This window comes from Acinetobacter sp. 24-47-39 (genome assembly GCF_056783825.1).
This window is the reverse complement of sequence record NZ_JBWYIP010000008.1, coordinates 118,982-145,962: the sequence shown is the minus strand read 5'-3', so window position 1 is coordinate 145,962 and position 26,981 is coordinate 118,982. Positions and strand designations below refer to the sequence as shown.

General features: G+C 39.0%; 26 protein-coding genes. 13 read left to right on the top strand and 13 right to left on the bottom strand.

The annotated features are described in order from the left end of the window. Positions 1-302: 302 nt before the first annotated feature. Complete coding sequence (locus AC1M9C_RS09100) at positions 303-1,016, bottom strand: DsbA family oxidoreductase (protein ID WP_481953569.1); 714 nt, start codon at positions 1,014-1,016, stop codon at positions 303-305. A 298-nt stretch (positions 1,017-1,314) separates the two neighbouring features. On the opposite strand from AC1M9C_RS09100, the gene AC1M9C_RS09095 reads away from it, so the two are divergent. Next, entirely contained in the window at positions 1,315-2,109 is a 795-nt protein-coding gene (locus AC1M9C_RS09095) for a hypothetical protein (RefSeq protein WP_481952165.1), read from the top strand. Between the two features lie 54 nt (positions 2,110-2,163). Here AC1M9C_RS09095 and AC1M9C_RS09090 read toward each other — a convergent pair whose 3' ends face one another. After that, on the bottom strand, positions 2,164-3,159 hold the full coding sequence (locus AC1M9C_RS09090) for an Lnb N-terminal periplasmic domain-containing protein (RefSeq protein ID WP_481953568.1): 996 nt from the start codon (positions 3,157-3,159) through the stop codon (positions 2,164-2,166). A 257-nt stretch (positions 3,160-3,416) separates the two neighbouring features. Here AC1M9C_RS09090 and AC1M9C_RS09085 point away from each other — a divergent pair, with 257 nt between their 5' ends. Then, complete coding sequence (locus tag AC1M9C_RS09085; RefSeq protein ID WP_481953567.1) at positions 3,417-3,926, top strand: hypothetical protein; 510 nt, start codon at positions 3,417-3,419, stop codon at positions 3,924-3,926. A gap of 95 nt (positions 3,927-4,021) precedes the next feature. On the opposite strand, the gene AC1M9C_RS09080 is transcribed toward AC1M9C_RS09085, so the two are convergent. From AC1M9C_RS09080 to fadB, 3 genes are all read right to left on the bottom strand, one after another. Further along, positions 4,022-4,765: a hypothetical protein gene (locus AC1M9C_RS09080; RefSeq protein ID WP_481953566.1), complete on the bottom strand. Its 744-nt coding sequence runs from the start codon at positions 4,763-4,765 to the stop codon at positions 4,022-4,024. Between the two features lie 82 nt (positions 4,766-4,847). Beyond that, positions 4,848-6,020: an acetyl-CoA C-acyltransferase FadA gene (gene fadA, locus AC1M9C_RS09075; RefSeq protein ID WP_035265978.1), complete on the bottom strand. Its 1,173-nt coding sequence runs from the start codon at positions 6,018-6,020 to the stop codon at positions 4,848-4,850. Between the two features lie 12 nt (positions 6,021-6,032). After that, positions 6,033-8,186 (bottom strand): fatty acid oxidation complex subunit alpha FadB, encoded by a 2,154-nt coding sequence (gene fadB, locus AC1M9C_RS09070; protein WP_481953575.1) that lies wholly within the window; start codon positions 8,184-8,186, stop codon positions 6,033-6,035. Positions 8,187-8,691: 505 nt separating this feature from the next. Between fadB and lpxO the strand changes: the two genes are divergently transcribed. Further along, on the top strand, positions 8,692-9,606 hold the full coding sequence (gene lpxO, locus AC1M9C_RS09065) for a lipid A hydroxylase LpxO (RefSeq protein WP_035265982.1): 915 nt from the start codon (positions 8,692-8,694) through the stop codon (positions 9,604-9,606). 129 nt (positions 9,607-9,735) lie between these two features. Beyond that, positions 9,736-10,689, top strand: coding sequence for a hypothetical protein (locus tag AC1M9C_RS09060; protein WP_035265985.1), 954 nt, complete (start codon positions 9,736-9,738; stop codon positions 10,687-10,689). 35 nt (positions 10,690-10,724) lie between these two features. Here AC1M9C_RS09060 and AC1M9C_RS09055 read toward each other — a convergent pair whose 3' ends face one another. Beyond that, positions 10,725-11,771, bottom strand: a complete 1,047-nt coding sequence (locus tag AC1M9C_RS09055) for an AAA family ATPase (protein WP_481953565.1) — start codon at positions 11,769-11,771, stop codon at positions 10,725-10,727. Between the two features lie 228 nt (positions 11,772-11,999). On the opposite strand from AC1M9C_RS09055, the gene uvrC reads away from it, so the two are divergent. From uvrC to AC1M9C_RS09030, 5 genes are all read left to right on the top strand, one after another. Then, positions 12,000-13,799, top strand: coding sequence for an excinuclease ABC subunit UvrC (uvrC, locus tag AC1M9C_RS09050; RefSeq protein WP_481953564.1), 1,800 nt, complete (start codon positions 12,000-12,002; stop codon positions 13,797-13,799). A 115-nt stretch (positions 13,800-13,914) separates the two neighbouring features. Next, positions 13,915-14,709, top strand: a complete 795-nt coding sequence (locus AC1M9C_RS09045) for an acyl-CoA thioesterase (RefSeq protein WP_481587394.1) — start codon at positions 13,915-13,917, stop codon at positions 14,707-14,709. 103 nt (positions 14,710-14,812) lie between these two features. Continuing rightward, entirely contained in the window at positions 14,813-15,400 is a 588-nt protein-coding gene (pgsA, locus tag AC1M9C_RS09040) for a CDP-diacylglycerol--glycerol-3-phosphate 3-phosphatidyltransferase (RefSeq protein WP_035265993.1), read from the top strand. Between the two features lie 55 nt (positions 15,401-15,455). Then, a complete protein-coding gene (locus tag AC1M9C_RS09035) occupies positions 15,456-15,824 on the top strand; it encodes a hypothetical protein (RefSeq protein ID WP_481587393.1) in 369 nt (122 codons plus the stop codon). Between the two features lie 98 nt (positions 15,825-15,922). Beyond that, a complete protein-coding gene (locus tag AC1M9C_RS09030) occupies positions 15,923-16,456 on the top strand; it encodes a DUF4269 domain-containing protein (RefSeq protein ID WP_481587392.1) in 534 nt (177 codons plus the stop codon). Between the two features lie 3 nt (positions 16,457-16,459). On the opposite strand, the gene AC1M9C_RS09025 is transcribed toward AC1M9C_RS09030, so the two are convergent. Next, a complete protein-coding gene (locus AC1M9C_RS09025; RefSeq protein WP_481953563.1) occupies positions 16,460-18,262 on the bottom strand; it encodes an ABC transporter ATP-binding protein in 1,803 nt (600 codons plus the stop codon). Between the two features lie 135 nt (positions 18,263-18,397). Here AC1M9C_RS09025 and AC1M9C_RS09020 point away from each other — a divergent pair, with 135 nt between their 5' ends. After that, positions 18,398-19,021, top strand: coding sequence for an alpha-ketoglutarate-dependent dioxygenase AlkB family protein (locus AC1M9C_RS09020; RefSeq protein ID WP_481587390.1), 624 nt, complete (start codon positions 18,398-18,400; stop codon positions 19,019-19,021). 16 nt (positions 19,022-19,037) lie between these two features. Here AC1M9C_RS09020 and ruvX read toward each other — a convergent pair whose 3' ends face one another. The 3 genes from ruvX to recN all read right to left on the bottom strand — a co-directional run bounded on the left by ruvX (position 19,038) and on the right by recN (position 21,777). Continuing rightward, complete coding sequence (gene ruvX / locus AC1M9C_RS09015; RefSeq protein WP_035266001.1) at positions 19,038-19,481, bottom strand: Holliday junction resolvase RuvX; 444 nt, start codon at positions 19,479-19,481, stop codon at positions 19,038-19,040. Then, positions 19,474-20,028: a YqgE/AlgH family protein gene (locus AC1M9C_RS09010; protein WP_035266003.1), complete on the bottom strand. Its 555-nt coding sequence runs from the start codon at positions 20,026-20,028 to the stop codon at positions 19,474-19,476. The genes ruvX and AC1M9C_RS09010 overlap by 8 nt, the downstream gene beginning before the upstream one ends. 81 nt (positions 20,029-20,109) lie before the next feature. Beyond that, entirely contained in the window at positions 20,110-21,777 is a 1,668-nt protein-coding gene (recN, locus tag AC1M9C_RS09005) for a DNA repair protein RecN (protein ID WP_481587389.1), read from the bottom strand. Between the two features lie 316 nt (positions 21,778-22,093). Between recN and ppnP the strand changes: the two genes are divergently transcribed. The 3 genes from ppnP to AC1M9C_RS08990 all read left to right on the top strand — a co-directional run bounded on the left by ppnP (position 22,094) and on the right by AC1M9C_RS08990 (position 24,233). Then, positions 22,094-22,417, top strand: a complete 324-nt coding sequence (gene ppnP / locus AC1M9C_RS09000) for a pyrimidine/purine nucleoside phosphorylase (RefSeq protein ID WP_092766653.1) — start codon at positions 22,094-22,096, stop codon at positions 22,415-22,417. 136 nt (positions 22,418-22,553) lie between these two features. Next, entirely contained in the window at positions 22,554-23,300 is a 747-nt protein-coding gene (gene rlmB / locus AC1M9C_RS08995) for a 23S rRNA (guanosine(2251)-2'-O)-methyltransferase RlmB (RefSeq protein ID WP_035266007.1), read from the top strand. Between the two features lie 6 nt (positions 23,301-23,306). Beyond that, a complete protein-coding gene (locus AC1M9C_RS08990) occupies positions 23,307-24,233 on the top strand; it encodes a DMT family transporter (RefSeq protein ID WP_481597507.1) in 927 nt (308 codons plus the stop codon). Between the two features lie 16 nt (positions 24,234-24,249). On the opposite strand, the gene coaE is transcribed toward AC1M9C_RS08990, so the two are convergent. Genes coaE through AC1M9C_RS08975 form a run of 3 tightly spaced genes read right to left on the bottom strand, consistent with a single transcriptional unit; the run spans position 24,250 to position 26,980 of the window. Beyond that, entirely contained in the window at positions 24,250-24,852 is a 603-nt protein-coding gene (coaE, locus tag AC1M9C_RS08985; protein ID WP_481953562.1) for a dephospho-CoA kinase, read from the bottom strand. A 41-nt stretch (positions 24,853-24,893) separates the two neighbouring features. Then, the gene (locus tag AC1M9C_RS08980) at positions 24,894-25,754 is read right to left on the bottom strand and encodes a prepilin peptidase (RefSeq protein ID WP_035266012.1); all 861 of its coding nucleotides are present in this window, start codon (positions 25,752-25,754) and stop codon (positions 24,894-24,896) included. After that, positions 25,754-26,980, bottom strand: coding sequence for a type II secretion system F family protein (locus AC1M9C_RS08975; RefSeq protein ID WP_092766657.1), 1,227 nt, complete (start codon positions 26,978-26,980; stop codon positions 25,754-25,756). The genes AC1M9C_RS08980 and AC1M9C_RS08975 overlap by 1 nt, the downstream gene beginning before the upstream one ends. Position 26,981: the final 1 nt, after the last annotated feature.

Below are 26,981 nucleotides of genomic sequence, written 5' to 3'. Positions count from 1 at the left end.
TCACAATAAACAACAATGAATTTAAAGTGATTTAAAATTGGAACAGATAATGAGAAGACTTGAAACTGAAATAATTTTATTAAATGATTGTTTTATAGATAAAAAAAGACCTCCTTGGGGAAAGAGGTCTATAAAAATTTACCATGTATAGAGTCATGCAGTGAATCTATACATGAAGTATATTCAGTTCCAATTCACTTGAATAGGCTTGTTTATGCAACGCTGAATTCTATTTTTATAACAGTCTAAATATTGATTAAGTCATGCAATCTTAAGCCAGTATTTAGGTTCTCGAAGATGTTTTATGATTTGCTTGGTGGTACTTCACAATGTTCATCAGTACAAGTTTCTGCATCTTCAACAGTGGGTTGATCTGCTTGTTCATTGGCAGTCGTTAATACTTTGTTGATCACATCTTGGAAGACTTGAGTCGGTTGAGCACCAGCTAAAGCCACACGCTGATCGAATACAAAGAATGGTACGCCAGTCACTTTCAATTGATCACGTGCAAGTTCTTCATCAAATTGGACAAAATCGGCATATTGATCAGAATCCAAAATATCATCCACTTCAACTGGATTTAAACCAATGCGCGAAGCAACATCTTCGAGGGTTTCACGCTCGCCAATGGCTAAACCTTGGGTCATATAGCTATAGAAAAAGGCTTCTTTTGCTTCCGAACCCAATCCTAAGCTTTGTGCATGATGAATAATTCGATGGGCGTTGAATGTATTTCCTGAGTTGGCATTTTCCCAATTGAACTCGATGCCTTCTGCTTTTGCCATTTCCGCAATATTGCATTGCATTTCTTCAACTTCAGCGACAGTACGCCCATATTTCAATGCCAAACGTTCGCTATTTGAGACTTCTTGACGTGGCGGTGCATCAGGATCTAGCTGAAAACTGTGCCAATGGACTTCAAGTTCTACACCAGTTGCAGCAGCTGCTGCTTCTAAACGTTTTTTTCCGATATAGCAAAAAGGGCATACTACATCTGACCACACATCTACACGCATAAAAAATCTCTAATCATCATTTATGAATCTATAGTGTGGGCAATGACAACAAAATTAAAGGTCTAAATCTGAAACGCAGAGTTTCAACCCGATATATTTCTGTCAAAAATATGAATTTTGCGTAATAAATTATTGAAACTTGATCACAGAATCACGAATAAATCGACAAAATCACAGCAATATCCACTAAATTCATTCCTATTTCTGCTTAAAAAATATGCTATACAATACACATCATGTGCTTGTCATTGTTCGCAAGTGATTCATTACTCAAACAAAAAAAGGATAGGAGTTTGAGATGCGCGGAATTTTAGCGGTGGTTATCGTCATGGTGACCTTATTATTTGGTTATTGTGCCTACGCGCAAAATGAAAAAAATGATGAAGTGCAACGTCAACAATTTGATTTGGTGATGACGGAAAAAATTGAGCAGCTTTATGTTCAAGCGAAGGATTGGAAAACCCCTCTGAATTTTAAAGTTGAAGATGAGCGTTTGGATGGTGACTATAAGGTACTTTCTGAATTTATTTTGAAGTATTGGGTAGACAATATTGAATCAAGAAATATGTATTTACGTGAGTTAGATCAAGCCAAGTGGGATGAGTTTCTGAACGTTCGTCGCCTAGAATTAGATAAAAAGAATAAATATCAAGACACCGAAAAGATGTTTGTCCAAGTGAAAAAAATTCAATCTGAATATCAAACGCGTGACCAACAAATTTATGCGACAGCTTTACAAGCGCTTGATGCTTTGGAGATGAAAGCAGACTTGCGTGAGCCAATGAAAGAAAAGTTAAAATTTAGCCGACAGCATAATAATGATCAAGCTTTGTTTGCTTTAGAACTTAAAATCACAAAAAAAGCTGAAGAAATGTTTGAGTTTTTGAAGAATCATGACTGGCAACGCCGTAATGAAATGATCCTATTTAAAAGTGATCTTAGTGTGAATCGTTTTAACGAGTTATATCGTGAATTAAATCAATTACAACGTGAAATTGATCAGTTAAAAAATCAAAATGCCGAAGTGATTGAAGCACAAACAGTGAATCAAAGTCCAAGTTCAGAGCCTGCTGTTCAGGAAGAAACGCAATAAACATTCTTTCTTGGTTGTTTCTTTCAGCGTGGTTATAAACAATGGACGCCTGCTTTACTCACGGAGTGAGGCAGAAAAGGCTTTACTTGAAAGTAAATGTACATCATGAACATGCTCAATTTTAGGATTAATATGCGCTTTTTCTTTCCATTGATCTAAGGTGATACCATTATCGAGGACTTTTTTGTCATATAGATAGTTTGGAATTAAGCCTGGTAAGGTAACTCGATAGTCTCGTGGAATTTGTCCTACTGCATGTTCTAATAAATCAAACAAGATGGTCGTACAATTACTGATATAGGTGTTATACCAAACTGGGGTATGATTCAGCCGATTGGCTTTGTTCAGGAATTCTAAAAACAACATCTGAATTTCGGTTTGATTCATTTGAATTGGATAAATATAGACATCTTCTTCGCGAATATTTGAGCGTGTATAAATCAAATCATTTTCATCACCTACGACCAGTGCTAATTCATACTGCCGAAAAAAACCGCCAATGGTGGAGAAACCTTCATCCTTTTCCTGACGAACCTCTAAAGAAAATGCGAGATGTTCGCCATCATCAAAACCAAATGTAATAAAAACATGCGCAATAGGACCTTGCATAAAATGAGATACCACTAAATCTATACGATCTAACTTTTCTAAATCGTATTGTCGTGTTTCCCATCGCGTCACGTAGTCTTTATCACTGTGCCAAATAAAATTTCTGACATTCTGTAATTCCACTTTGCCATCTTTGAATTGGAATTGAATAATTTTGTCGGTTTCATCCTGCCAAACGCGATCATTGCGTGGTTCTAAGGAAAAAAAGCTAATCATGGCAATCAAAAAAATAATCAAATACGCCCATGTGAAATAGGGCTTAGAGCTGTGTTGCTTGAAATGGAATATCCCTGTAATGATGGTAAGTCCAACCCAAAACAAGATCAGTGCATAAGTGAAAATGGCATTAACAGGCTGATGTGTCCAAATGAATAAGATTGCCCAGAGTGATGTGAGACATAAAAATATAACGACTAGGCTGTTTTTTATTTTAGTTTTCATGGCTGATGGATATGTATGAGTTTTCTATTTTTATAATGAATTGAAGTTAAGCTTTGAAGTCCATATTTGTAAAATCAGACCGAGTCTTGAAATTCAGTTGCTTAGCAAAACTTTTAAAAAACACTTGAAACCATTTATCTGAGTACTGATGAATACGTAAATAAATTGGTGTAGTTTAATTAAAGAATGGTTCTATTTGTTTAGTTATTCTTCTTTCTTGGTGCTCGATTTGAACGATGCATGTCAGAGTCTTGCTTATGACTAATTCTAAATTATGTTTGATGTTCGGTGTGATCTCAGCTTTGCTGATGAGTTTGACTCATGCCGAAAATATTGCGAGCTTGCCTTCAATTCAATTGTTGGCGGACGATGACTTACGTGATGAAGTTGTGACGACTGTTACACCTTTTCAAGAAGATCAAAAGGTGCGTCAATCTTTGCAACATCAAGTGATCAAAAAAGAACAGGATATTCAAAATGCTGCTTTAGAGCAAAGTTCACCTGCACTGAATATTCAACCAAAAACCCCAGTGCCTGATATGAGTCATCTATCACCTTTACAGCAGCAGTATGTTTTGTCTGTTGCAGCAGGTTTACAGTCGAATGATCCGAGTTCAGGCATTTTTAGAATGTTGGAGCCTTTAGGGATTGATCGGGACAAAGCATTGACTCATATACAACAGGGTGGAGGCGCGATTCCAATGACCTTTGATGAGCAACGTTTAAATCAGTTGTTGGGTGATGGATGGCGGAGTAATCTAAAATAAAATTTGATTTCTAAAGTATAAAAATCCCGCAAACAGCGGGATTTCTTCTAGTCACGTATCTAAACTTAAACACGTTTGATAATTTGCAAATTATCTTAAAGCCTAGGTAAATTATAGTAGATTAATTCACATGAATTTAAAGTGTTAAGATCTAAATTGATATTTTGTTGAGCAGATACATGGTTGCTCAAGTGTTGATTTTGTTGAGCACTAAAGCCCAAAAAAGAATTATAACCTTCAATTTGAATTTTATATTTCTGAATATTAAGGTTCAAATTTTGAGTTAAGCAATACTGCTTTAATGAGTATTCTCTCTTATTATCAGATAGCGTAAAATTTATCTTGTGAGTAACAGTATCAATAACATAAATAGAATGTTTGTGTGAGCCAATATTAATTTTTTGTTGATGAGTTGGATTAGCTTGTACCGTACCGTTAAATAGAAATTCTTTGATAACTGGCTTGCCAATGACTTCATTTATTTTGATCAGAGCGAAGTTTGAAAGCGTGATAAATTGCGGGGAGAATAACCTCCAAACAAAAAATAACACAAACCCTGTAAGAAGTATAAATATAAAATAATTCATGAATTTATTAATTTTTTTATAACGGAATTTTTTGCGATTCTCCTCAATTTCTCGGACATAAAACTGATTGATAATAACAAGAAAAATGGGAGTTAAAAAAGTAATAGCCAATCCATAAGCAATACTAGAAACTAATAGAGGATTAAAGAAAGGCAATTCATATTGATTTTCTAACTTCCATCCAAAATAGAAAATTATAAGACTGAGAATGATATAAAATACTGGATAGAAATATGTCTTTTTTTTCTTCATATTTATAAATTTTTTAACAAGATTTTTTTAAGAGAAAAAACCCCGCATTAAGCGGGGTTTCTTTTGGTCACGTATTTAAAACTTAAACACGTTCGATCACAGTTGCGATACCTTGACCAAGACCGATACACATCGTCGCAAGACCGATTTGTGTATCTTGTTGTTCCATCACGTTTAACAACGTCGTTGTGATACGCGCACCAGAACAGCCCAATGGGTGACCAAGCGCAATCGCACCACCGTTTAAGTTCACGATGTCTTGTTTGTCATGTAAACCTAGACCTTTCAATACTGAAAGACCTTGAGCAGCAAATGCTTCGTTTAACTCAACAGTTTGAATGTCACCAATACTCAAGCCAGCACGTTTAAGCGCTTTTTGAGTTGCTGGAACTGGACCATAACCCATGATCGCAGCATCACAACCTGCAACCGCCATAGAGCGAATTACAGCACGTGGCTTAAGACCTAATGCTTGTGCACGCTCAGCAGACATCAATAACATTGCAGATGCACCGTCAGACAATGCTGATGATGTAGCAGCAGTCACTGTACCGCCTTTAGGGTCAAACACAGGACGTAACGCTTTAAATGCTTCAAGGTTCGCATCTGGACGAATCACTTCGTCTACATCACATAGGATTTTGAAGCCATTTGCATCATGACCTTCAACACCAATGATTTCGTTTTTGAAACGACCTTCTTGAGTAGCAGCCCAAGCACGACGGTGAGATTCAACACCAAAAGCGTCTTGCTCTTCACGGCTAATGCCATTCATACGACCTAACATTTCAGCAGTTAAGCCCATCATGTTAGATGCTTTCGCATAATGTTTAGATGCTTGTGGATTCAAGTCGATACCATGCATCATGCCAACGTGGCCCATGTGCTCAACACCACCGATGATGAAGATATCGCCTTGGTTAGTCGCAATTTGAGCAGCTGCGGTATGAATTGCTTGCATTGAAGAACCGCAAAGACGGTTAACAGTTTGACCTGCAACAGTTTTTGGTAAGTCTGCCAATAACACGATGTTACGACCGATGTTCATGCCTTGCTCTAGAGTTTGGTTCACACAACCCCAGATCACATCTTCAACTTCGTTCACATCAAACTGGTTACGAGCAACCAATGCACGAACTAATTCAGCAGATAAGTTATCGGCACGTACATTGCGGAACATACCATTTTTGGTTTTACCCATTGCTGAACGTACGCCATCAACGATGACAACGTCACGTGGATTTAAAGTAGCCATTCACGTTGCTCCTTAACCGTAGAATTTTTTGTTGTTAGCAGCCATGTCACGCAACATTTGTGGCGCTTCATAAGCCTTACCTAAATGCGCATACTTGTCGCAAAGCGAAACATACTCAGCTACACCAGTTTGATCGATGTAACGGCATGGACCACCACGGAATGGAGGGAAGCCTACACCCATGATCATTGCCATATCTGCTTCGTTTGGTGTTGCAACGATGTTGTCTTCTAAGCAACGAACAGTTTCGTTACAGAAAGCAATCATCATACGGTCAATGATCTCTTGAGGATCAAATTCACGTTTTTCACCAGTCACGACAGAAGCAATTACGTCATACGCTGTTGGATCAACAGTTTTTGCTTTCTTGCCTTTCTTGTCCAATTCATATTTGTAGAAACCAACATCGTTCTTTTGACCAAGACGTTGTGCTTCATACATTGTTTGGATTGAACCTTTGAAATCAGGCTTCATACGGTCAGGGAAACCTTCAGCCATCACTTCTGCACCGTGAACGCCAGTATCAATACCGACAACGTCCATTAAGTATGCAGGACCCATTGGCCAGCCAAATTTTTCCATCACTTTGTCGACTTGTTGGAAGTCAGCGCCGTCTTTAAGAAGAAGGTCAAACGCACCAAAGTAAGGGAACAATACGCGGTTTACAAGGAAGCCCGGGCAGTCATTGACAACGATAGGAGTTTTACCCATTTTTTGAGCGAGTACGACAGTCGTTGCAATCGCCTCAGGTGAAGTTTTTTCACCGCGGATCACTTCAACCAAAGGCATCATATGCACTGGGTTAAAGAAGTGCATCCCTACAAAGTTCTCAGGACGTTCAAGGTTCTCAGCCAAACGCGTGATTGAGATCGTAGAGGTATTTGATGCAATGATCGTGTTTTCACGTACTTTAGATTCAGTTTCTTTGAGTACGATGCCTTTCACTTTCGGATTTTCTGTTACCGCTTCGATCACGATATCGACTTCTTTAAACTCATCATAGCTTAATGTCGGACGGATACGTGCAAGCGTTTCACCCATTTGAGCAGGCTTGATTTTCTTACGTTCAACTTGTTTAGTCAGAAGACCGTTTGCTTCTTTCATTCCTAAAGCAAGTTGTGGGTTACCAATATCTTTCATGATAATTGGTGTGCCTTTGCTTGCCGCTTGATAAGCAATACCACCACCCATGATACCTGCACCAAGTACTGCAGCTTGATTTACAGGGTGAGCGCCTTGTTCATATTTTTTCGAAGTTTTCTTCACAACTTGGTCGTTGATGAATAGACCAATCAACGCGCCTGCTTGTGGCGTTACCGCTGCTTTTGCAAAGTGTTCAGCTTCTTGGCGAAGTGCACCAGCACGATCTAAGCTTGAACCTGCTTGCATAGAATCAAGCAATAATTTTGGCGCAGGGTATTGTGCAGGATTAGCTTTCGCAAGCACCACACCTTTAGACGAGTTGAAAGCCATCATTTGTTCTAATGGATTCAACTTAATTGGATCTAATTTTTCTTGACGCTTTGCTTTCCAGTCTAAACGACCTTCGATTGCTTGTTTAACGATAGAGATCGCAGCATCTTGTAGTTTATCAGCAGCGACTACAGCATCGACCGCACCATCTTTAAGTGCAGCAGGTGCTTTTTTCGGGTTCGCCATTGCCATCCATTCAACAGCGTTATCGATACCGATTAAACGGCTTAGACGAACGGTACCACCGAAACCAGGAATGATCCCAAGTTTAATTTCTGGAAGACCAACTTGTGCTGATTCTGACATCACGCGATAGTCACACACCAAGCACATTTCGAAACCGCCGCCCAATGCCATACCATTGATTGCAGCAACTTTAGGAATATTTAAATCTTCGAATGAGTTGAAGATTTCATGAACAGGCATTGCCCAATCTACAATGACTTGTTCGCCTTGCGCAAAGTTTTCACCAAACTCAGTGATGTCTGCACCAACAATAAATGTAGATTTACCAGATGTAACGATAAGACCTTTGATCTCAGCGTTTGATTGAACAGCAGCAATTGCAGCTTTAAAGTCGTCAATTGTTGCGCGGTTGAATTTATTAACCGACTCACCTTGTAAGTCAAAGCGGAATTCTGCAATTCCGTCCGAAAGCATTTGGACGGTAATGGCATTGCCAGCGTGGATCATGCCCTGATCTCCTTTTTTTTGGAGGACTTCTAAGTTGATGTTGTGAAGCAAGTGCGTATTTCCTGCGCACATTAAAGCTTCGCTAATCTTACGATAACTATATCGAAAAAGAACATAACAAGTTGTATCAAGCCGTGACGCAATGGTCATCTATTTATTGCACCAGCATGCGTTATAAAACAGCAGATGCGAATGTAGAGTTTGTTCTTCTTACAATAAAGCGATTGTTTCAATTGGCATTTTATTTAAAAACACTTCAACTTATATCTGGGGTAGGTAGGTAATTTCAAGTTATTTTGCACTTTAAATTTCGTCATAAAAGTCAATAAACTGAAATATAAAGCCATCAAAAGTCTATTTGTAGAACACAATGTTTCGTTGTTTGGGGTAGTCGTTATACAATTTACGTGATTATCTATACACCTAAATTGGAACAATTCACTTCCAATTTAGGTGCAGCATCTCCTCATTTAACCCGCTAACCAAAGATAAACCGAGTCAATCAATGATCAAGTGGATTATTCTCGCGATATTCATCATATCGGCACTGTATATTCAACGTCGTGGAAAAGTACGACATTCGTTCTATCGTCAATTCTTTGATCATTCGACCATTTTGGCACCTATTAATTTTTTGATGTATATGTTCTCTAAGGTGCCAAACCAGCCTTATATCGACACACAGCATTTTAAAGATTTAAAAGTGTTAGATGAAAATTGGGAAATGATTCGTGATGAAGCCAAAGCTTTATATGAGCAGGGTGGGATCAAAGCCTCTGAAAAATATGATGACCTAGGCTTTAACTCATTTTTTAAAACTGGTTGGAAGCGTTTTTATTTAAAATGGTATGACTCTGCACATCCTTCAGCAGCAGAACTGTGCCCTAAAACGACAGCATTGCTTAAAACATTGCCAACCATTAAAGCGGCGATGTTTACTGAGCTTGCTCCTGATAGTCGATTGGTTCGTCATCGTGATCCTTATGCGGGATCTTTACGCTATCATTTAGGGTTGTTGACGCCAAATGATGATCGTTGCTTTATTGATGTAGATGGTCAGCGATATTCATGGAGAGATGGTGAAAGCGTTGTGTTTGATGAAACCTACATTCATTATGCAGAAAACACGACGGATCAAAATCGTATTATTTTCTTTGCTGATGTAGAGCGCCCTTTAAAGACACGTTGGATGGAACGGTTTAATCATTGGTTTGGTAAAAATGTAATGACTGCGGCAAGTTCACCGAATGAAGCAGGGGATCAAACGGGTGGTCTGAACAAAGCATTTGGTTATATTTATCGCTTGCGTGTGAAAGCAAAAGCACTGAAAGCGAAGAACCGTCAGTTATATTACTTTTTAAAATGGTTCTTGATGTTAGGGATATTCTTCCTGATTTTTATTCGACCTTATGTGTTTTAAGACCATTTAGATCAAAATGCGCCTCAGGGCGCATTTTTTAATTTTACTTAAAATGATGTAAATTAAAATTGAGAAGTTGTTCAATAAAAGCTATTCTTTTGTGTGTAAAATATACAAAAGAAAATTCAAATGAATCTCAAAAAAACAATATTAGTACTAAGTGTTTTACCGTTTTTTTTAAGTGCCTGTGGCGGCGGTGGGTCGGGAGATTCGTATGAATCATCACCGAGTACACAATTTCGAAACGGTGATCAACTCTATTCAATTTACTATAATTCCAATGATCGATTCGGCTTAAATTATATTGAATTTCAAAATGGACAATTTACTTATACGGATAGTTTTAAACCGTTGAATAGTGTGATTGTGACGCGAAATCGTATCTATCAAACCTATGATCAAGCCCAAAATACGCTCAGTGTGAATAGTCCTAGTCATTGGACGATGAATATCATTGGTGACATCCAAACGGATATCGAAATGGAGCGTGTAAACCTATCGGGTAAAAATGTTTTTGATACAGTTTTACCAGGTTATCGCAACATTGATCGAAATGATTTGAGCCCTAATGTGAGATTGTTTATCGCCAAAGATGGTCTTAAAAATTTTTCTTCAGGTAGCTATTGTTATAGAAAGAAAGCAGAACAAAACAGAGTAGATTATTTACAACTCTATCCAAACACGAGTGAACCATTGGAAGAGAGTTTTAACCAATTTTATGAAGATAACTTGCTGTATCTTGATCTTTTAAATGACAAAAATCCAATTGTTAAATTTCAACTCGCTAAAGATCGTTGGATGGGTATGAATTTTAGCAGTATTTTTGACACCAGTATGAAGATTAGTTTAGATGATTCAACAGCCATTGAATTTGAAAGCAAACTATATCCTGCTGAATATCATCAAACTTTGAAGCGTACGACTGATGATGAATATAAACTCTATGAAAAATTGTTAATGAACGATGATGTTGCAGAAAATAGACAGCGTTATCAGTTGTTAATGGCAAATATTGAAAAAGGGTGTACGTATTATAATAAAACGGCAGCAGAATCCTTTGTCACGATTCCTGGTTTAAGATGATTTGTTTAAAAAAAGCCCATAATGGGCTTTTTTTATTAATTGATGATCGTGAGCTGACCGTCTTTGCAATCCAGCTTGAGATGAAGTTGATCTGGATGCTTTAGAAAGTAGATCGCAATAATGGGTTCTAGTTCAGTTCTTATTTTACGTGCTAAATGACGTGCCCCAAAGCGGATATCATGACCCTGATAGAAATATACTTTGGCAAGGTCTGATAAATGAACCTGACGTTTTTGATGTTGCAAACGAATGTTGAGTTTTTCCAGTTCAATATCAACCAACTTAGGGAGTGCATCATCTTGAACAGGTTGATAATGAAGGACACGATCAATTCGATTCAGAAATTCGGGATCAAAACTGCGATGCAGTATTTTTTCAATAATGGCTTTCGTGGGTAGGCGTTTTAAACATAGATTTTGAAGTTTTTGCGGTAAAACATTTAATTTATCTAAATATTGTTGTGCTGCGCGTGCTCCTGCATTACTGGTCATAAAGATCATACAATTACGAAAATCAATCGTTTTTGTTCCAGCAGTAAGGGTTAGACGACCTGTATCCAACACATTCATTAAGCCACGAATCACTTCGGGAGAGGCTTTTTCAAGTTCATCAAACAGCATAATGCCAGGACGGGTATGAGAGCCATTAATCGCAGTTTCATCGAATAAACTGTGACCTTCTTTCGAACCGACATATCCGGGCGGAGCGCCTGTTAAAGCGGCTGCATAATGTTCTTGAGCCAGTGTATTCATATCGATACGACAAAACGCATCAGGACGACCATAAATCGCTTCAGCAATCAAACGAACAGTCTCTGTTTTACCAACACCTGTTGGTCCAAGCATTAAGGTGACGGACAAGGGGCGTTCAGGACTTGAAAAGTCAGCTTTGACCACGTGAAGCATTTTTTCGATTTCATCTAAGGCTGGATTTTGCCCAATGATACGATCACGCAATAACTGCATCACTTTGGCTGGTTCAAAATGAAAGCGAGACTTTCCAATGAGTCGATCTTTTTCTGAAGGACTATGGGATGAGAGTGCAGGTTGTATGGCGTGAAAAGCACGATCGGTCGCAGTCATGTTGGCGCATCCATGAATGAATCAGTTGAAAAGCATATCAAACTTGAATTTAACAACTCAGACTTTTTAACAATCAGCTGATTATAAAATCTGCGATCATTGCCCTGAACTGTTGGATCAACAAGGTTTTAAAATCGTCTACCGAAATGCACTTGAAATAGAGCGCGTTACCATCACAATAAGCTCATGCTGTTGCATGAATGTCTGACTCTACATTAAAGGCTGCTTGTGAACGAAAACGCACGTGAACACATTGAAAAAATCTTAGCCAATCTTACGACTTTGCCTGGTGTCTATCGCATGTTAGGTAAAGATGGAGAGTTGTTGTATGTGGGAAAAGCGAAGAATTTAAAAAATCGTGTTTCTAGCTATTTTGTTAAAACCATTGAGCATCCCAAAACACAGGCTTTAGTTGCCCGCATTCATGATATTGAAACCATGGTGGTCCGCTCAGAAACGGAAGCATTACTTCTTGAACAAAACTTAATTAAGCTTCATCGACCGCCGTATAACATCATGCTGCGAGATGATAAATCTTACGTCTATATTTTTGTGTCCAGTGATAAGCCTTATCCACGTATTGCAGCAGGTCGTGGTAAGGGGAAACATCAAGCAGGTAAATTTTTTGGACCTTATCCAAGTGCTTTTAATGCACGTGATACATTGGTGGTCTTACAAAAATTATTCAATGTCCGCCAATGTGAAAATAGTTATTTTGCGCAACGTAAAAGACCGTGTTTGCAGTATCAAATTAAACGTTGCTCAGCTCCATGTGTGGGCATGATATCACCTGAAGATTATAAAGATGATGTCGATAACTCAATTCGTTTTTTACAAGGGGATACACGTGAGCTTAATCAAGAATTAATTGCCAAAATGGAAGCGGCAGCAGAAGCTCTCGAATTTGAAAAAGCCGTTTTTTATCGTGATCGGATGGCATTATTGCGTGATGTACAAACGCAACAAGCGATTTATAAAGTCAAAGGTGAAGCAGATATATTGGCGATCGCATACCAAGCGGGGGTAACGTGCGTTCAGATTATGCATGTGCGTAATGGCAAGATGTTGGGAGGAAAAAGTTATTTCCCAGATATGTTGGGCGATGATTTGGGACAAATGCTGGCAGATTTTATCGCGAACTTTTATTTCCAAGTTGCCGATGAGATTCCAACAGAATTAATCGTCAACGTGGAGCTGCCAGACAAAAAAGACATAGAAGAGGCACTACAACAAAATTTTGGCAAAAAAATTCTGATTAAATCAAAAGTTCGAGAAACCCGTGCAGAATGGCTCGAGCTTGCGACCATGAATGTACAGCATGCCATTAAAGGACAACTTGCTAACCATTATGAATTGAATGAACGTTTTCATCAGTTAGAAGAGGTGGTCGGACGTCCAATTGATCGTATCGAATGTTTTGATATATCCCATACGATGGGCGAAGCAACGATCGCTTCTTGTGTTGTCTTTGATAGTGGAGGGGCTCGTAAGCGTGATTACCGTCAGTTTGCTATCGAAGATATCACTGGCGGTGATGATTATGCTGCCATGCGTCAGGCTTTAACACGACGTTATAAGAAGGCAATGTTACCAGACTTGCTTCTCATCGATGGTGGTAAAGGGCAATTACATATGGCAATGCAGGTCATGCAAGATCTTGGATTGGATGCATTCATGGTGGGGGTTTCAAAAGGGGAAGGGCGTAAGCCTGGTTTGGAAACCTTACATTTCACTGATGGTACAAAGATTCAACTGCCTGAAGACCATAAAGCGCTACATTTAATTCAACAGGTTCGTGATGAGGCGCATCGATTTGCCATTACTAAACATCGTGCCAAGCGCGATAAACGTCGTGGGCAGTCAGTTTTAGAAGCCATTCCAGGGCTAGGACCAAAACGCCGCCGTGATTTATTAACACATTTTGGTGGGATTCAAGGGGTATTAAAAGCCTCTGAAAAGGATCTGAATTTAGTCCCTGGTTTTGGTGCAAATCTCGCTCGGACTGTGTACAAAATCTTGCATGAGTAATCATGCATATCAATTTGCCAAAATGATCATTGACCTGTGAGTCATTGATCATTTACCTCAATCTGAAAATTCAGCATGCTAGCGCGATAAGAAATTTAAAATAAAAGGGTTGCGCATGTCATTTGGACAGGTATTTCAAGAAATTGATCAACAAGAATGGGTGGAGATCCCTGAGGGTTGGTTGCAAGGTCGTACCATTTTTGGTGGTTTAACCACGGCGATGATGCTACACAAAGCAACACAAATGATTCATGACCCTCAAAAAAGATTATTGAGCACCAGTGTGGTATTTGTGGGTCCTGTTCAGGAAAAGCCAGTCAAAGTGACAGTGGAAATTTTAAGGCAAGGTAAATCTGTGACCAATATTGAGGCTCGGATTTGGCAGGATGATGCTGTACAGGGAATTCTGCTGGCAAGTTTTGGTTCAGACCGTGAATCAGTCGTGAATATGGATCAAACTCGCTCAGCACCACAGTATGATTCACCTGAAAGTTTAGTTAAGTTGCCTTATCATCCTCTTATGCCGCAATGCTATCAGAACTATGATCTGATTTGGGCTGAAGGGAAATACCCTTGTACGGCTGCTGAAAAGCCAGATTTTGGTGGATGGTTTCGATATGCAGAATCTAAATTTGAAGCAGGTCCGCTGAGCATGCCTGAATTTATAGCAATGTTAGATATTTGGCCTGCAGGAATTTTTCCTATATTAAAAAAACCAGCACCGGGAAGTTCAATTTCTTGGTATGTGACGCTGTTAGAACCTATTCAAGCTGACCGACGAGATTGGTTTAAATATAAAGTATTTACAGATCATTCTGCGCATGGTTATTCTACTGAATATGCCCATATTTGGGACCATAATGACCGTCTCGTTGCAATTTGTAGACAGACTGTCGCGATTTTTGCCTAGTCGACAGCGGGTAGTGAATCGTTTAAAGTAAGCGGATTAAAGAATCAAAGCTCAAGTTTTTATTGCAAATTTTAGCTGTAATTGGGGCAAACTGGCGGTGTCTATGTCTACAGGTCGCATCCTGAATATACCAAATATCTTGACGCTAGCACGTATTGCGTTAATACCTGTTTTTTTAATTATTGCCTATTGGCCTCCTGCGATTGGTGTGGGTGGGCATGAAGGGGGTATGACGCGTCATATCATTCTGACTGCAATTTTTGTGATTGCTGCTGTCACAGATTGGTTTGATGGTTATTTGGCAAGAACATTGAATCAGACTTCTGCATTCGGACGTTTTTTAGATCCTGTTGCGGATAAATTAATGGTCGCAGCAGCATTGATTGTTTTGGTGCAATGGCAACCTACAATTTCGATGGCTTTTGCTGCGATTGTGATTATTTCACGCGAGATTACGGTTTCTGCTTTGCGTGAGTGGATGGCTGAGCTCGGTGCACGTACCAATGTGGCTGTATCTACGGTTGGCAAATATAAAACAGCTTTTCAGATGATCGCTATTTCGGTGTTCTTACTCAATTGGAAACCACTTGAATTAGTTGCATATGGTTTGTTGTATACCGCTGTAATTTTAACACTGTGGTCCATGTTTATTTATTTAAGAGCGGCATGGCCATATCTAAAACAACCCTAATATATTTAAAGCGCCAAAAGGCGCTTTTTTATTGTGTTGAGAAAGTGATCTAAAAATGAAAATTAAATTTGCTATTGGTTTAAGTATCTTGTTGAGTTCAAACATTTATGCGGATGATTTATCAAGGGCACAAGAGTATTTGCATAATTACGGAATCGCGTATTGTCTATCTCATTCTGAGATTTATGCAAATGAAGCAAATATTGCGAGAGGTGGATATTTTCAACTCGGTGAGCATAGCCATGAGGCGGCAAAACAAGTGCAAAATTATATTGATCAAGCGCTCAAAGAAGCGTTAGGCAGCTATCAATATTCAAAAGAGAAAGCATACCTTATGCGTTGTTTGGAAATCTCTTATTCAACGCAGTATCGAAATTATATTAAAACTGTTTATGCGTTAGATGTTATCGAAAATCAAAAATAACTTTAATTGCTTAAGCTTTTCTGCTGAGGGTTAAAGTAATTCATATTGGGGGATTCAACCGCTTTAAAGTTGAATCATCTTAGAGATTAAAAATAACAATGAAAAAAATACACTTTCAAAAAGTCATTGATGACTTAAACCTTATGGAAATACTCAAGCGGTATCAAGTTACAGTGGTCGGTACGCCACCTTTAGAAATTGCAACAGCACAAAGTGATATCGACCTCATTTGTAGTTATCCGATTGAGCAAGAGAATCATTTGATTGAAACACTAAAATTATTTCAAACATATAAGGCATGGTGCATTGAGCGAAGTTATTTTGAACGTGATACTTGGATTTGCCGATTTGAATATTATGCTTGGTCAATTGAGATATTTTGTTCTACAACACCAATTCATCAGCAGGCGGGATTCCAGCACTTCTATGTTGAACGTAAAATATTAGATTTGGCAAATGACCAATTTAAACAGGAAATCATTCGCCTTAAGCGAAAAGGTATAAAAACTGAACCTGCATTTGCACAGATGTTAGCGCTCGATGGTGATCCTTACACGAAGTTAGGTCAGCTCTATGAAGCAGATGGCTGTGTGTTGATTCAACTGCTTCAATGCCAAGGTTACCTAGATTAAACTTTAACTATGGGTTTCCTCATCCCCATCGTCTTCAAAAGTTTTTGCAATTTTTTCGATATTCAAACTTTTAGCCATCGCATCAAAAATTTGTTTATATACACCGTCTTGATGGTAAAGAGCATCATGTTCTCCATGCTCGGCAATTTCGCCTTCTTTCATGACATAGGTGTAATCCGCATCAATAATTTGCGACAGGCTGTGCGAGATAATAATGACAGTACGTCCTTGTTTAATCTCATCAAGGCTTTGTTTAATTTGTTCCGAAGCAATGGCATCCAAACTCGCTGTCGGTTCATCTAAAAAGATAATCGGTGGATTTTTCAAGAACATACGAGCAATCGCAATACGCTGTTGTTGTCCTCCAGAGAGTTGCAATGCATCGGAATGATAGCCATCTGGAAGTTGTAAAATTTGCTCATGAATGGATGCTTTTTTAGCAGCAATGATCACGTCTTCTTCAGTAGCATCTGTTTTACCATAGCGAATATTTTCAAAAATAGTCCCTTGGAAAATATGATTTTTTTGTAGGACTAATCCAATATGATCTCTCAAATATTGTGTATCAATTTGATTGAGATCGATTCCATCGAGTTCGATACACCCCTGATTAGGTTCATAAAATTTATCTAAAAGACTGATTAAGGTTGATTTTCCCGCACCTGATAAGCCAACTAATGCAGTAATTTTATTGGGTCGAATCTCCATATTGATATTCTTTAGTGCGTGGTGACCGTTTGGATAAAAGAATTCAACATTTTTCAGCGTAAATTTTCCTTGAATTTGCGGTTTGAGTTGACCTGTAGGTTCAATTTGATCATCTGCTTCTAAAATTTTAAAGAAGCTTTCTGAATAGATCATGGCATCATTCACTTCATCATATATACGATGTAAGGAGCGAATTGGCGCGGATACATTATTGAACAACAGTACATGAAACATGATCATACCGATGCTCATCTGACCATCAAGCACAAAATACGCAGTTAGGATGATGATTAAAACAATACCTATTTGTTCAATAAAGGTTTTTAACCCATCAAATAAAAAGCTGACCTGACGGGTTTGCATTTGATTATCTGTGAGTTTTTTTTGTAGTTTGAGTTGTTTGGTTGATTCTATTGACTCGCGGTTGAAAGATTTGATAACCGTAATTGAATTAATAATTCCGAGGATACCTTGGCTTTTCTTTTCTCGACCATCACGTAAATTTCGACGCCAGCCTCCGAGTTTTTGTGCTTGTTTATAAGTTAACCAGAAGTAGATTGGAACGATAGTGGTCGCCACCAAGCCAACATAAAAGTTGGCGTAGTACATTAATCCTAAAGCCACGATCGCACTGGTAAATAACGGCAAAATGTCAATAAAGAATATTTGAACTAGACGAGTCAGAGAGCCAATACCACGATCGATTCTTGTTTGTAATTTTCCCGCCTGATTATCCTCTTCATTGAAAAAAGCTAATCTATAGGTCAGAAATTTTTCAATGATGCCTTGTGCTAGATCTTGTGAAATAAAAATTCTAAGTTTTTCACCATAAAACTTTTGTCCGAATTGGACAAAAGCATTAATTACTTCTTTACCCAATAATATCGCTGTAATGGTAATCAGGATATTCCAGCCTTCAGCTAAGCCAAAACCATTCTCAACCAGCGCATTAATTTCATCAACCGCATACTGCAAAGTGAGTGCATTCACTTGAGCTGTGAAAGAGCCGATGAGTGTAAGAAAGAGAGTGGCAATCACTAAAAAGCGATAAGGTCGAACGAAAGGTTTAAGTTTTAGAAAAAGTTGCCATAAATTCATAAGCGATTGTTTTTATTGTCTAGATTTATGCCAGTCTAAGCTTGATTGTCCAGTGTCACAAGCGTTCACAATGTTTCAATTTGTCAGTTAAAATACTCAGCTAATATACGGTTATATTTTCATGGCAAATTGGTTATGAACTTCGAGCTGTTTGCACCCGAACCCAATTCAAACCTCCTACCTTGTGATGGGATTGTAGAAGATTACGGCCTTATACTTACTCATGCTGAATCACAGGATTATTTCGATTATTTTTTAGAAGGTTTGGCTTGGAAACAGGATGAAGTGATTTTATACGGCCAATATTTTAAGACGGGTCGTAAAGTCGTATGGTATGGTGACCAAAACTATCAATATCACTATTCAGGAATGGATAAACAAGCACAGATTTGGGATTTGAAATTATTAGCACTCAAGCAAAAAATTGAACTTATAACAGGAGTTCAATTTAATTCTTGTTTGGCTAATTTGTATGAAGATGGAACTCAAGGTGTAGGATGGCATAGTGATGATGAGGCTGCATTAAGAGATCCTGAACATGGCGAGACTGTCATTGCCTCACTGAGTCTCGGTGCAACACGAAAATTTAGATTTAAACATCGTGATAAAACTCATACTGCGGAAATGTATCTACAATCAGGACAGTTAATTGTAATGAAAGGTCAAACACAGCGTTTTTGGAAACACACTTTAGCGAAATCAACCAAAGTATTAGAGCCTAGAATCAATTTAACCTTTCGCTATTTTTATCCTAGATGAAATGGCAAGTATTCTATTAAGGTTGAATACCTTGAGGATTACGATACCAACTTTCAATAAATAAAGCGGCTGCCAAGCTGTCTGCGGACAACTTTTTTCCACGCCCTTGCGCCTGATAATGATCGAGTTCATCACGCGCTTCGCGAGTTGTTAATCGCTCATCCACCATCCATGTTTCTATATTGGTTTGGTGTCTTAAACGACGGGCAAATTTACGTGCTCGTGTTGATAGTTCCGATTCGCTATCATCCATATTCAGTGGTAGCCCGACTAAAAACAGATTTGGAGAATGCTGTTTTACAATTTTGAGTAGATCATCCCAATTGGGAATGCCATCTTTCATCGGTAAAAGTGAAAGTGGGGTAGCACTTTCAATAATAGACGATCCTACAGCCATTCCTGTTTTTTGTGTGCCAAAGTCAAAGGCCATAATAAGTTGAGCGGTAGTTGAATCAGGCATGTCCAATCTCAGATGAAAGCCATGTACGATCGACCCCCATTTTTCTATAGGCAGCGTCCCAGCGATCGTCATAGGGTAAGTTAAAAATCAAATCCATATCAGAGTCACAAATGAGCCAGTCACCTCGAGCGATTTCTTGCTCCAACTGGTTTTTACTCCAACTTGCATAGCCTAAAGCAATTTGATAGCGACCAACACCTTCATTGTGTGCGATTGCATCAAGAATATCCTTTGAAGTTGTTAAACAGAGATTTTCACCTACAGCGATGGACGCATGCCAAGTAGGTTGACCCGTATGAAGTACAAAACCCGCTTCTGGTCGTAAAGGACCACCTTGTAAGACATCATGTGGGTGAACATGATCTGCCACGATATCAAGATCTGTTAAGAGTTCTTTAACCTGAATCCCAGCTGGACGATTGATCATAATTCCCTGCGCACCTTCATGATCATGACGAGCGATATAGACCACACTATTTGCGAAGAAATCATCTGCTAAATCAGGTGGGGCAATCAGGCAACGGTGCGTTAGAAATTGTTTACTCACCTAATGGCTTCTCCTATGTTTGAGTATCACTTTACTTCAACATACTAGACTTATGGGTTTTCAACAATCCTTTTAAAATAATCAAGATGTGCTGACCTGAAACTTTAATTGTCTTAATTGTTTTGCATGTTGAAGGGTGGTCTCGCTAATTTCGACACCACCAGTCATACGAGCAAGCTCTAATATCCGTTGATCTTCATCAAGCTCAACGATAGTGCTGCTAGCAGGGTCTGTTTGCAGTTTTTTCACTAACAAATGTTGGTCCGATTGCGCTGCAACTTGGGCTTGATGTGTAATACATAGAATTTGAACATGTTGACCTAATCCAGCCAATAAGCGACCGACAATCTCAGCTGTTCCACCGCTGATGCCCACATCAATTTCGTCAAAAACGAGTACTTCTGCTTCAGTTTTTTCTGCATTCATGACTTGCATGACCAATGCAATACGTGACAATTCACCACCAGAAGCAACCTTCGCAAGCGGTTGAGGTGGAATCCCTTTGTTTGCTGTGAACAATAATTGAATAAAACTAAACCCTTCAGATGAAGGTTGCTCCAGAGGATCAAAACGGAATTCAAAATGAGCTTCTGGTAAAGCCAGTTGCTTGACTTGTTCTGTTAAGAGTTTGGCTAAGGGTTCTGCTGCTTTACGACGGATATCATCTAGATATTGAGCTTTCTCTATAAACTGTTGATGTGAAATGTCAACTTGTTCAGCCAAAGTCTCTGGATCTTCAAGCTGATGTAATTGTTCTAGCTCTGCCTGCCAATGTTCGTATTCTGATTTTAAATCTTCGGGTTGTACTCGATATTTGCGCGCTAAACGATGGAATATTTCCAGTTGCGTGTTTAACTCTTCCATTCGTTCAGGGTCAAAACTCTGACGGTCAATGAATTGTTTTAAATTCGCACTGGCATCATCGAGTTCACTTTGCGCATTTAATAATGAGTTATAAATTTCAGAGAGTAAATCACTACGACCTGCATGAGATTCAAGCTTGCGAATAATACTTGAAATTTCCTGAGTGATATTTTGATCAGACTCATCTAAAACGTTGATTGCATAACTACAATCTTGCATGATGTGTTCATGATGACTTAAGCGATCGAACTCTTGTTCAATTTCTTTATAGTCAAGTCGAACCACTTCTTCTAATTCTTCTAATTGAAGATTAAGTGTCTCAATGCGTTGAAGGCGGGTGGTCTGTGCATCAAGCGCAGCTTGATGCTGTCGGATATTTTTTTGCCATGCGTTATAACTGTCTTTGACAGCAAGCGTATGTTGAGCAAAGTTGCTGTAACGATCTAACCAATGTTTTGGATAGGGCGGTTCTAACAATTGTTGCTGACTATGCTGGCTGTAAAGTTGGACTAAGAGTCTGCCTATTTCCTTTAATTCTGAAAGACTACTTGGACGTCCATTGATCCAAGCTTTACTACGACCTGTAGCAAAGATTACCCGTCTTAGATGAATTTCACCCGATTCATCTGCCAGCTCATGAGTGCTTAACCATTCAGCTTCAGGACTTTGATCTTGATAACTAAATACGGCTGTAACATCAGCCTTATCTGAACCATAACGAACGTAATTCGTATCAGTACGCTCGCCTAAACACGCTGATAATGCATCGAGTAATAAAGATTTACCTGCACCAGTTTCACCCGTAAGAACATTGAAACCTTGATCAATATCAATGGCTAAGTTATCGGCTAAAGCAAAGTTGATCAGATTAAGGTGTGTCAGCATAAACGCATCCGAGCTGCGAAAGTGTGGATTCTAAGATAGAGAAATTTTGTTTTAGTCTCAAGTCACGACATTTGAATATGAGAACTTTTAGTTTGCATTTTAACTGAAATTAGGTTGATTACTAGTGACTGAATATATTCTTTTACCTGTGTACAAAAGATATATAGAAGAAATCAAAAAAATCTTTAAATTTCATCAATAGGGAATAAAAGTTGCTTATAAAAACCATTGCAAAACACTGATTGATTAGTTGCTCGAGCGCAATTAAACTACGGCAATTAAAATTTATAAAATGCGCATTATTTGGAGAATACGCATGTCATCACAATTTGATCATGTATCTGTTGTAAAAAAATCAAATGTTTATTTTGGCGGGACGTGTATTAGCCACACTGTTCAATTTGAAGACGGTACGAAAAAAACACTTGGGGTTATTCTACCGACGGAACAACCGCTTACTTTTGAAACACATGTACCAGAGCGTATGGAAATTATTTCTGGTGAATGTCGTGTCACAATTGCAGACAATGAAGAACATGAGCTTTTCCGTGCAGGGCAGTCATTTTACGTGCCTGGTGAGAGCCGTTTCAAAATCGAAACAGATGACGTATTAGACTACGTTTGTCATTTCGAAGGCTAATTACCCAAAAAAAATTTGACCAACATTCAATGGTCAAATCGGTTAAACTATTCGCTATATAAAATCCTGTAAAGTTGGCTTTGCGGGATTTTTCTTTTCTATATTATTGTATTGTCTTAGTGAGTTGAGGTCGTTCATGGCTAAACCCGAATATTATTATGGCGTTCATTCTGTGGAGTCATTGTTGGAGTTAGAACCTGAACGCGTTTTGACTCTATTTGCACTAAAAGGTCGTGAAGATCAACGTTTAAAACGTATTTTTGAGTTGGCTGAACCTTTCGGAATTAGTATTCAAAAAGCGAGCCGAGACAGCCTTGAAAAACTGGCTGGACAACCTTTTCATCAAGGTGTTGTTGCAGCAGTTCGTCCTCATCCAACGCTGAATGAAAATGATCTTGAGCAATTAATCAAAAGTACAGACAATGTTTTTTTACTGGCGCTTGATCAAGTGACGGATCCGCATAATTTGGGTGCATGTATTCGAACTGCTGCAGCCATGGGTGTACATGCGGTCGTTGTTCCACGTGATCGTTCTGCGAGCTTAACACCAACGGCTCGTAAGGTTGCTGCTGGTGGTGCAGAGAAAGTTAAATTTATCCAAGTGACGAATTTGGCTCGTACTTTAGCCAAAATCAAAGATGATTTTAATGTACGAGTGATTGGCACGATGTTAGATGAGCATGCTCTACCTATTCACGAATGTGATTTGACTGGTCCTGTCGCAGTGATTATGGGTGCTGAAGATACTGGTTTAAGACCGATTACTCAGGCGCAATGCGATCACAAAGTTTATATTCCAATGAGTGGCAATTTACAAAGTTTGAATGTGAGTGTGGCGACAGGCATGGCACTTTACGAAGCATGTAGACAACGTCAAGCCTAATTAGAGATGGCACTTTCAGATCGAGCCCAAGGCTATTTTTTTCTTATTACTACCATGTGCATCTGGGGGGGATTTACCCTCACTGCACGATTAAATGCGCTATGGCATATCAATACGTGGGACATTGTGGCACTGCGTTTTTCACTGGCTTTTTTGATCTTAATGCCGATTCTACTTTATCGTAGAGAAGCCTCTTTTTTACTTAAAAAAGAACCATTTATCTTGGCAATGATTGGTGGTGTGATCTATTGTTTGTTGGCTTATAGCGCATTTCACTATGCACCGACTGCGCATGCTGCAATTTTTCTCAATGGTTGTATTCCTATTTGTACTGCCATTGTGGCTTTTATATTGATGAAGCAGGCTTTTGATCGTCATACATGGGCAAGTTTGATCATTATGATCACCGTGCTCGGTATTATGAGTCTCCTGATGTATCGTGAATCAGGCATTCCTTTTGGTGCTGGTGATGGATTATTCTTCTTGAGCGCCATTTTTTGGGCAATATTTACCGTATTACTGCGTAAATTCCAACTGAGTGCATGGCAGGCGATGTGTGGAGTTGCCATCTGGTCAGCCGTGATTTATGTACCCATTTACGTGTTATTTTTACCCAAAAATCTTAGTACTCCTGAGCCTCAGCATTTACTGTTTCAAACAATATTTCATGGCATATTCGTGGTCATTATTGCAACATTAACTTATGTGGAAGCGATTAAAAGACTCGGGGCTTTTAAAGCAGGGAGCATTACCAATTTAGCGCCTTTTTTAGCTGCAATTTTGGCAGTGCCTTTGTTAAATGAACCTTTAAGTATTGCAATGTTATTTGGGTTGTTGGGTATGGCGATAGGCGCATTACAACCATGGCGATGGCTGGGTCGCCAAGATGCACTAAGCCAAAAACTTGAGCAACAAAAAAAGCAGTCTTCTTAGACTGCTTTTTTTTAATCTAAGCTTGTTGTGCAAGACTAAGATAATATTGGTGTTTTACAGCGAGTTGTTGATAGAGATGATCAAGTTCACCATCATTTATAACAACATCGTCTGCACGTTTTAATTTTTCTTCACGAGACATTTGCGCACTCATTATCTTTTTAATTTGCTCAATGTCTTGATGATCACGTTGCGAAGCACGCAAGATTTGTAATTCTGTTGATGCATCGATCAGTAAAGTACGTTGAGTAAGTTGGTGTTGATTGGTTTCAAACAAGAGTGGGGAAACTAAAATGGCATAAGGACTGGTCGCCCGTTGTAGTTGTTCAATAATCGATAGGCGAATTGCAGGATGCGTAATATTTTCTAATATCTTTCTAGCTTCAGGATGTTTAAAAATATGGTCTCTTAACGCTCTGCGGTCGAGTGCGCCATCTTCCAATAGCACCCAATCCCCAAAATGATCTTTAATTTTTTGTAGTGCAGGTTTTCCAATTTCAACCACTTCACGTGCTACGATATCTGCATCAACAACAGTAATACCTTGTGTTTCAAACCACTGACTTGCAGCAGTTTTTCCACTTCCAATACCACCTGTTAAGCCCAAAATAAAGCGCATGTAAAAAACCTTGTAATTATCATAATGGGGCTTATTTTAGCTTAACCGCCTAAATAAACCTTCATAATTTCGTTACCCCATAAGAATGCAATCCATCCAGCAATCGCAATATAAGGTCCAAAAGCAAAGGGCTGATTTTCTTTTTTGACTTTCATCAAAATGATGCCGATGATTGCACCGACTAAGGATGAAAGTAGGACAATGAGCGGTAATAAAAATGGACCCATCCATGCACCAAGCGCGGCCAGTAATTTGAAGTCGCCATATCCCATTCCTTCTTTGCCTGTCACGATTTTAAATAGATAGTACACCACCCATAAACAGAGGAAACCAATCAAATAACCCCAAATGGCGGAGGTAGGTGAGGTGTAGAGTGCATAGCTATTTACCGCTAAACCAAGTGCAGCCAAGGGGAGAGTATATCGATCGGGTAAAAGTTGTGTATCGAAGTCGATGAATGTGAGTGCGATCAGTGTCCACGTTAAAATTAAGCCAAAAAGCATTTGTAGGCTTGGACCAAATACCGCGACGACCACTAATGAGCAAACAGCAGTCAAAACTTCTACCAGTGGATAACGAATGCCAATCGGATTTTCACATTCACCACATTTTCCACGTAAAAATAACCAACTTATCACGGGGATATTTTGATACCAACGAATAGGTGTTTTACATTTTGGGCAGGTCGATGCAGGTTTACTTAGCGTGAGTTTATCTTCATCAATTATGGCTTGGTCGGGATGTAAAAACATCTGACAGTCTTGACGCCATTCTTGCTCCATCATTTTAGGTGTGCGGTAAATGACAACATTTAAAAAACTGCCGACACATAAGCTGATGATTCCTACAGTTAAATAGAGTGCTGTAGGCGATTGAATTAAATACGCAATTATTTCGTTCATTACACCACAGAACCCATTTGAAAAATTGGAAGATACATTGCGATGACTAAGCCGCCGACCAAGACACCTAGAATGGCCATAATCAAAGGCTCCATCATGGAGGTTAAGCCATCGACAGCATTGTCGACTTCACTTTCATAATGGGTTGCAACCTTATCTAGCATAGCATCGAGTGAACCCGATTCTTCACCAATCGCTACCATTTGCACAGCCATAGATGGGAATAAATTGGTCGAGCGCATAGCGAAATGAAGTTGTTGACCAGTCGCAACGTCGTCACGAATACGCATAACTGCTTGCTCGTATACCACGTTATTTGTTGCGCCAGCTGTTGATTGGAGTGCATCGATTAAAGGGACGCCGGCAGCAAATGTGGTTGAAAGTGTACGGCTATAACGTGCGATAATTGCTTTATAAACCAAATCACCAAAAATAGGCAGCCTTAAAGCCGTGCGATCTAATGCATCCGCAAATTTTTGACTACGTTTTTTGGCTTCAATAAAGCCGATAATGGTCAGCGCGATACCAATAATTAAAATAAACCAATATTTTTGCACCCACTCAGACATTGCCACTACGAGTTGCGTGAACGCAGGTAAGTCTGCGCCAAATGAGCTAAACATCTCAGAGAAGACAGGAACCACTTTGACCATCAAAATAATGGTCACAATAATTGCAACCACAATGACAGTAATTGGATACTTCATCGCTTTTTTAATTTTTTGTTTGAGAACTTCACTTTTTTCTTTATAAATCGCAACTCGATCGAGCATGGTTTCAAGCGCACCTGATTGCTCACCTGATTCTACCAATGAGCAGAATAACTGATCAAAATGCTGAGGATATTTGCGTAGTGCACCTGCAAAAGTATTACCACCTTCGACCTCAGTTTTAATACCCAAAACCACTTCACGCATTGCAGGATTATCTAAGCCTTCTGCAACAATTTCAAAGCTTTGAACAAGTGGTACACCTGCTTTCATCATGGTGGCAAGCTGACGCGTAAAGATGGTGATGTCCAAAGTAGACACTTTCTTCTTCATTAAGCCTTCAAGAATATTCTTGCGCTTCTCGCGGATACTACGCACCGTAATGCCTTGTTTGCGGAGCATGACTTTTGCAAGTTGAATATTACGCGCAGGCATTTCACCTTTAACTTTGGTACCCTTGCGATCCACGCCGTCATATACAAACGTTGGCATCATCTGTGCTTTTTTCACCGCCATA

Coding starts and splice junctions, on each gene's coding strand:
- AC1M9C_RS09035 (WP_481587393.1), top strand. CDS start 15,456: ATGAAAATTAAATTTGCTATTGGTTTAAGTATCTTGTTGAGTTCAAAC.
- AC1M9C_RS09020 (WP_481587390.1), top strand. CDS start 18,398: ATGAACTTCGAGCTGTTTGCACCCGAACCCAATTCAAACCTCCTACCT.
- AC1M9C_RS09060 (WP_035265985.1), top strand. CDS start 9,736: ATGAATCTCAAAAAAACAATATTAGTACTAAGTGTTTTACCGTTTTTT.
- AC1M9C_RS09025 (WP_481953563.1), bottom strand. CDS start 18,262: ATGAATTTATGGCAACTTTTTCTAAAACTTAAACCTTTCGTTCGACCT.
- AC1M9C_RS09095 (WP_481952165.1), top strand. CDS start 1,315: ATGCGCGGAATTTTAGCGGTGGTTATCGTCATGGTGACCTTATTATTT.
- AC1M9C_RS08980 (WP_035266012.1), bottom strand. CDS start 25,754: ATGAACGAAATAATTGCGTATTTAATTCAATCGCCTACAGCACTCTAT.
- fadB (WP_481953575.1), bottom strand. CDS start 8,186: ATGATCCACGCTGGCAATGCCATTACCGTCCAAATGCTTTCGGACGGA.
- pgsA (WP_035265993.1), top strand. CDS start 14,813: ATGTCTACAGGTCGCATCCTGAATATACCAAATATCTTGACGCTAGCA.
- AC1M9C_RS08975 (WP_092766657.1), bottom strand. CDS start 26,980: ATGGCGGTGAAAAAAGCACAGATGATGCCAACGTTTGTATATGACGGC.
- ppnP (WP_092766653.1), top strand. CDS start 22,094: ATGTCATCACAATTTGATCATGTATCTGTTGTAAAAAAATCAAATGTT.
- AC1M9C_RS09080 (WP_481953566.1), bottom strand. CDS start 4,765: ATGAAGAAAAAAAAGACATATTTCTATCCAGTATTTTATATCATTCTC.
- lpxO (WP_035265982.1), top strand. CDS start 8,692: ATGATCAAGTGGATTATTCTCGCGATATTCATCATATCGGCACTGTAT.
- AC1M9C_RS09090 (WP_481953568.1), bottom strand. CDS start 3,159: ATGAAAACTAAAATAAAAAACAGCCTAGTCGTTATATTTTTATGTCTC.
- AC1M9C_RS09045 (WP_481587394.1), top strand. CDS start 13,915: ATGTCATTTGGACAGGTATTTCAAGAAATTGATCAACAAGAATGGGTG.
- AC1M9C_RS09030 (WP_481587392.1), top strand. CDS start 15,923: ATGAAAAAAATACACTTTCAAAAAGTCATTGATGACTTAAACCTTATG.
- AC1M9C_RS08990 (WP_481597507.1), top strand. CDS start 23,307: ATGGCACTTTCAGATCGAGCCCAAGGCTATTTTTTTCTTATTACTACC.
- rlmB (WP_035266007.1), top strand. CDS start 22,554: ATGGCTAAACCCGAATATTATTATGGCGTTCATTCTGTGGAGTCATTG.
- AC1M9C_RS09100 (WP_481953569.1), bottom strand. CDS start 1,016: ATGCGTGTAGATGTGTGGTCAGATGTAGTATGCCCTTTTTGCTATATC.
- AC1M9C_RS09055 (WP_481953565.1), bottom strand. CDS start 11,771: ATGACTGCGACCGATCGTGCTTTTCACGCCATACAACCTGCACTCTCA.
- fadA (WP_035265978.1), bottom strand. CDS start 6,020: ATGGCTACTTTAAATCCACGTGACGTTGTCATCGTTGATGGCGTACGT.
- coaE (WP_481953562.1), bottom strand. CDS start 24,852: ATGCGCTTTATTTTGGGCTTAACAGGTGGTATTGGAAGTGGAAAAACT.
- recN (WP_481587389.1), bottom strand. CDS start 21,777: ATGCTGACACACCTTAATCTGATCAACTTTGCTTTAGCCGATAACTTA.
- AC1M9C_RS09085 (WP_481953567.1), top strand. CDS start 3,417: ATGACTAATTCTAAATTATGTTTGATGTTCGGTGTGATCTCAGCTTTG.
- ruvX (WP_035266001.1), bottom strand. CDS start 19,481: ATGCCTGATTCAACTACCGCTCAACTTATTATGGCCTTTGACTTTGGC.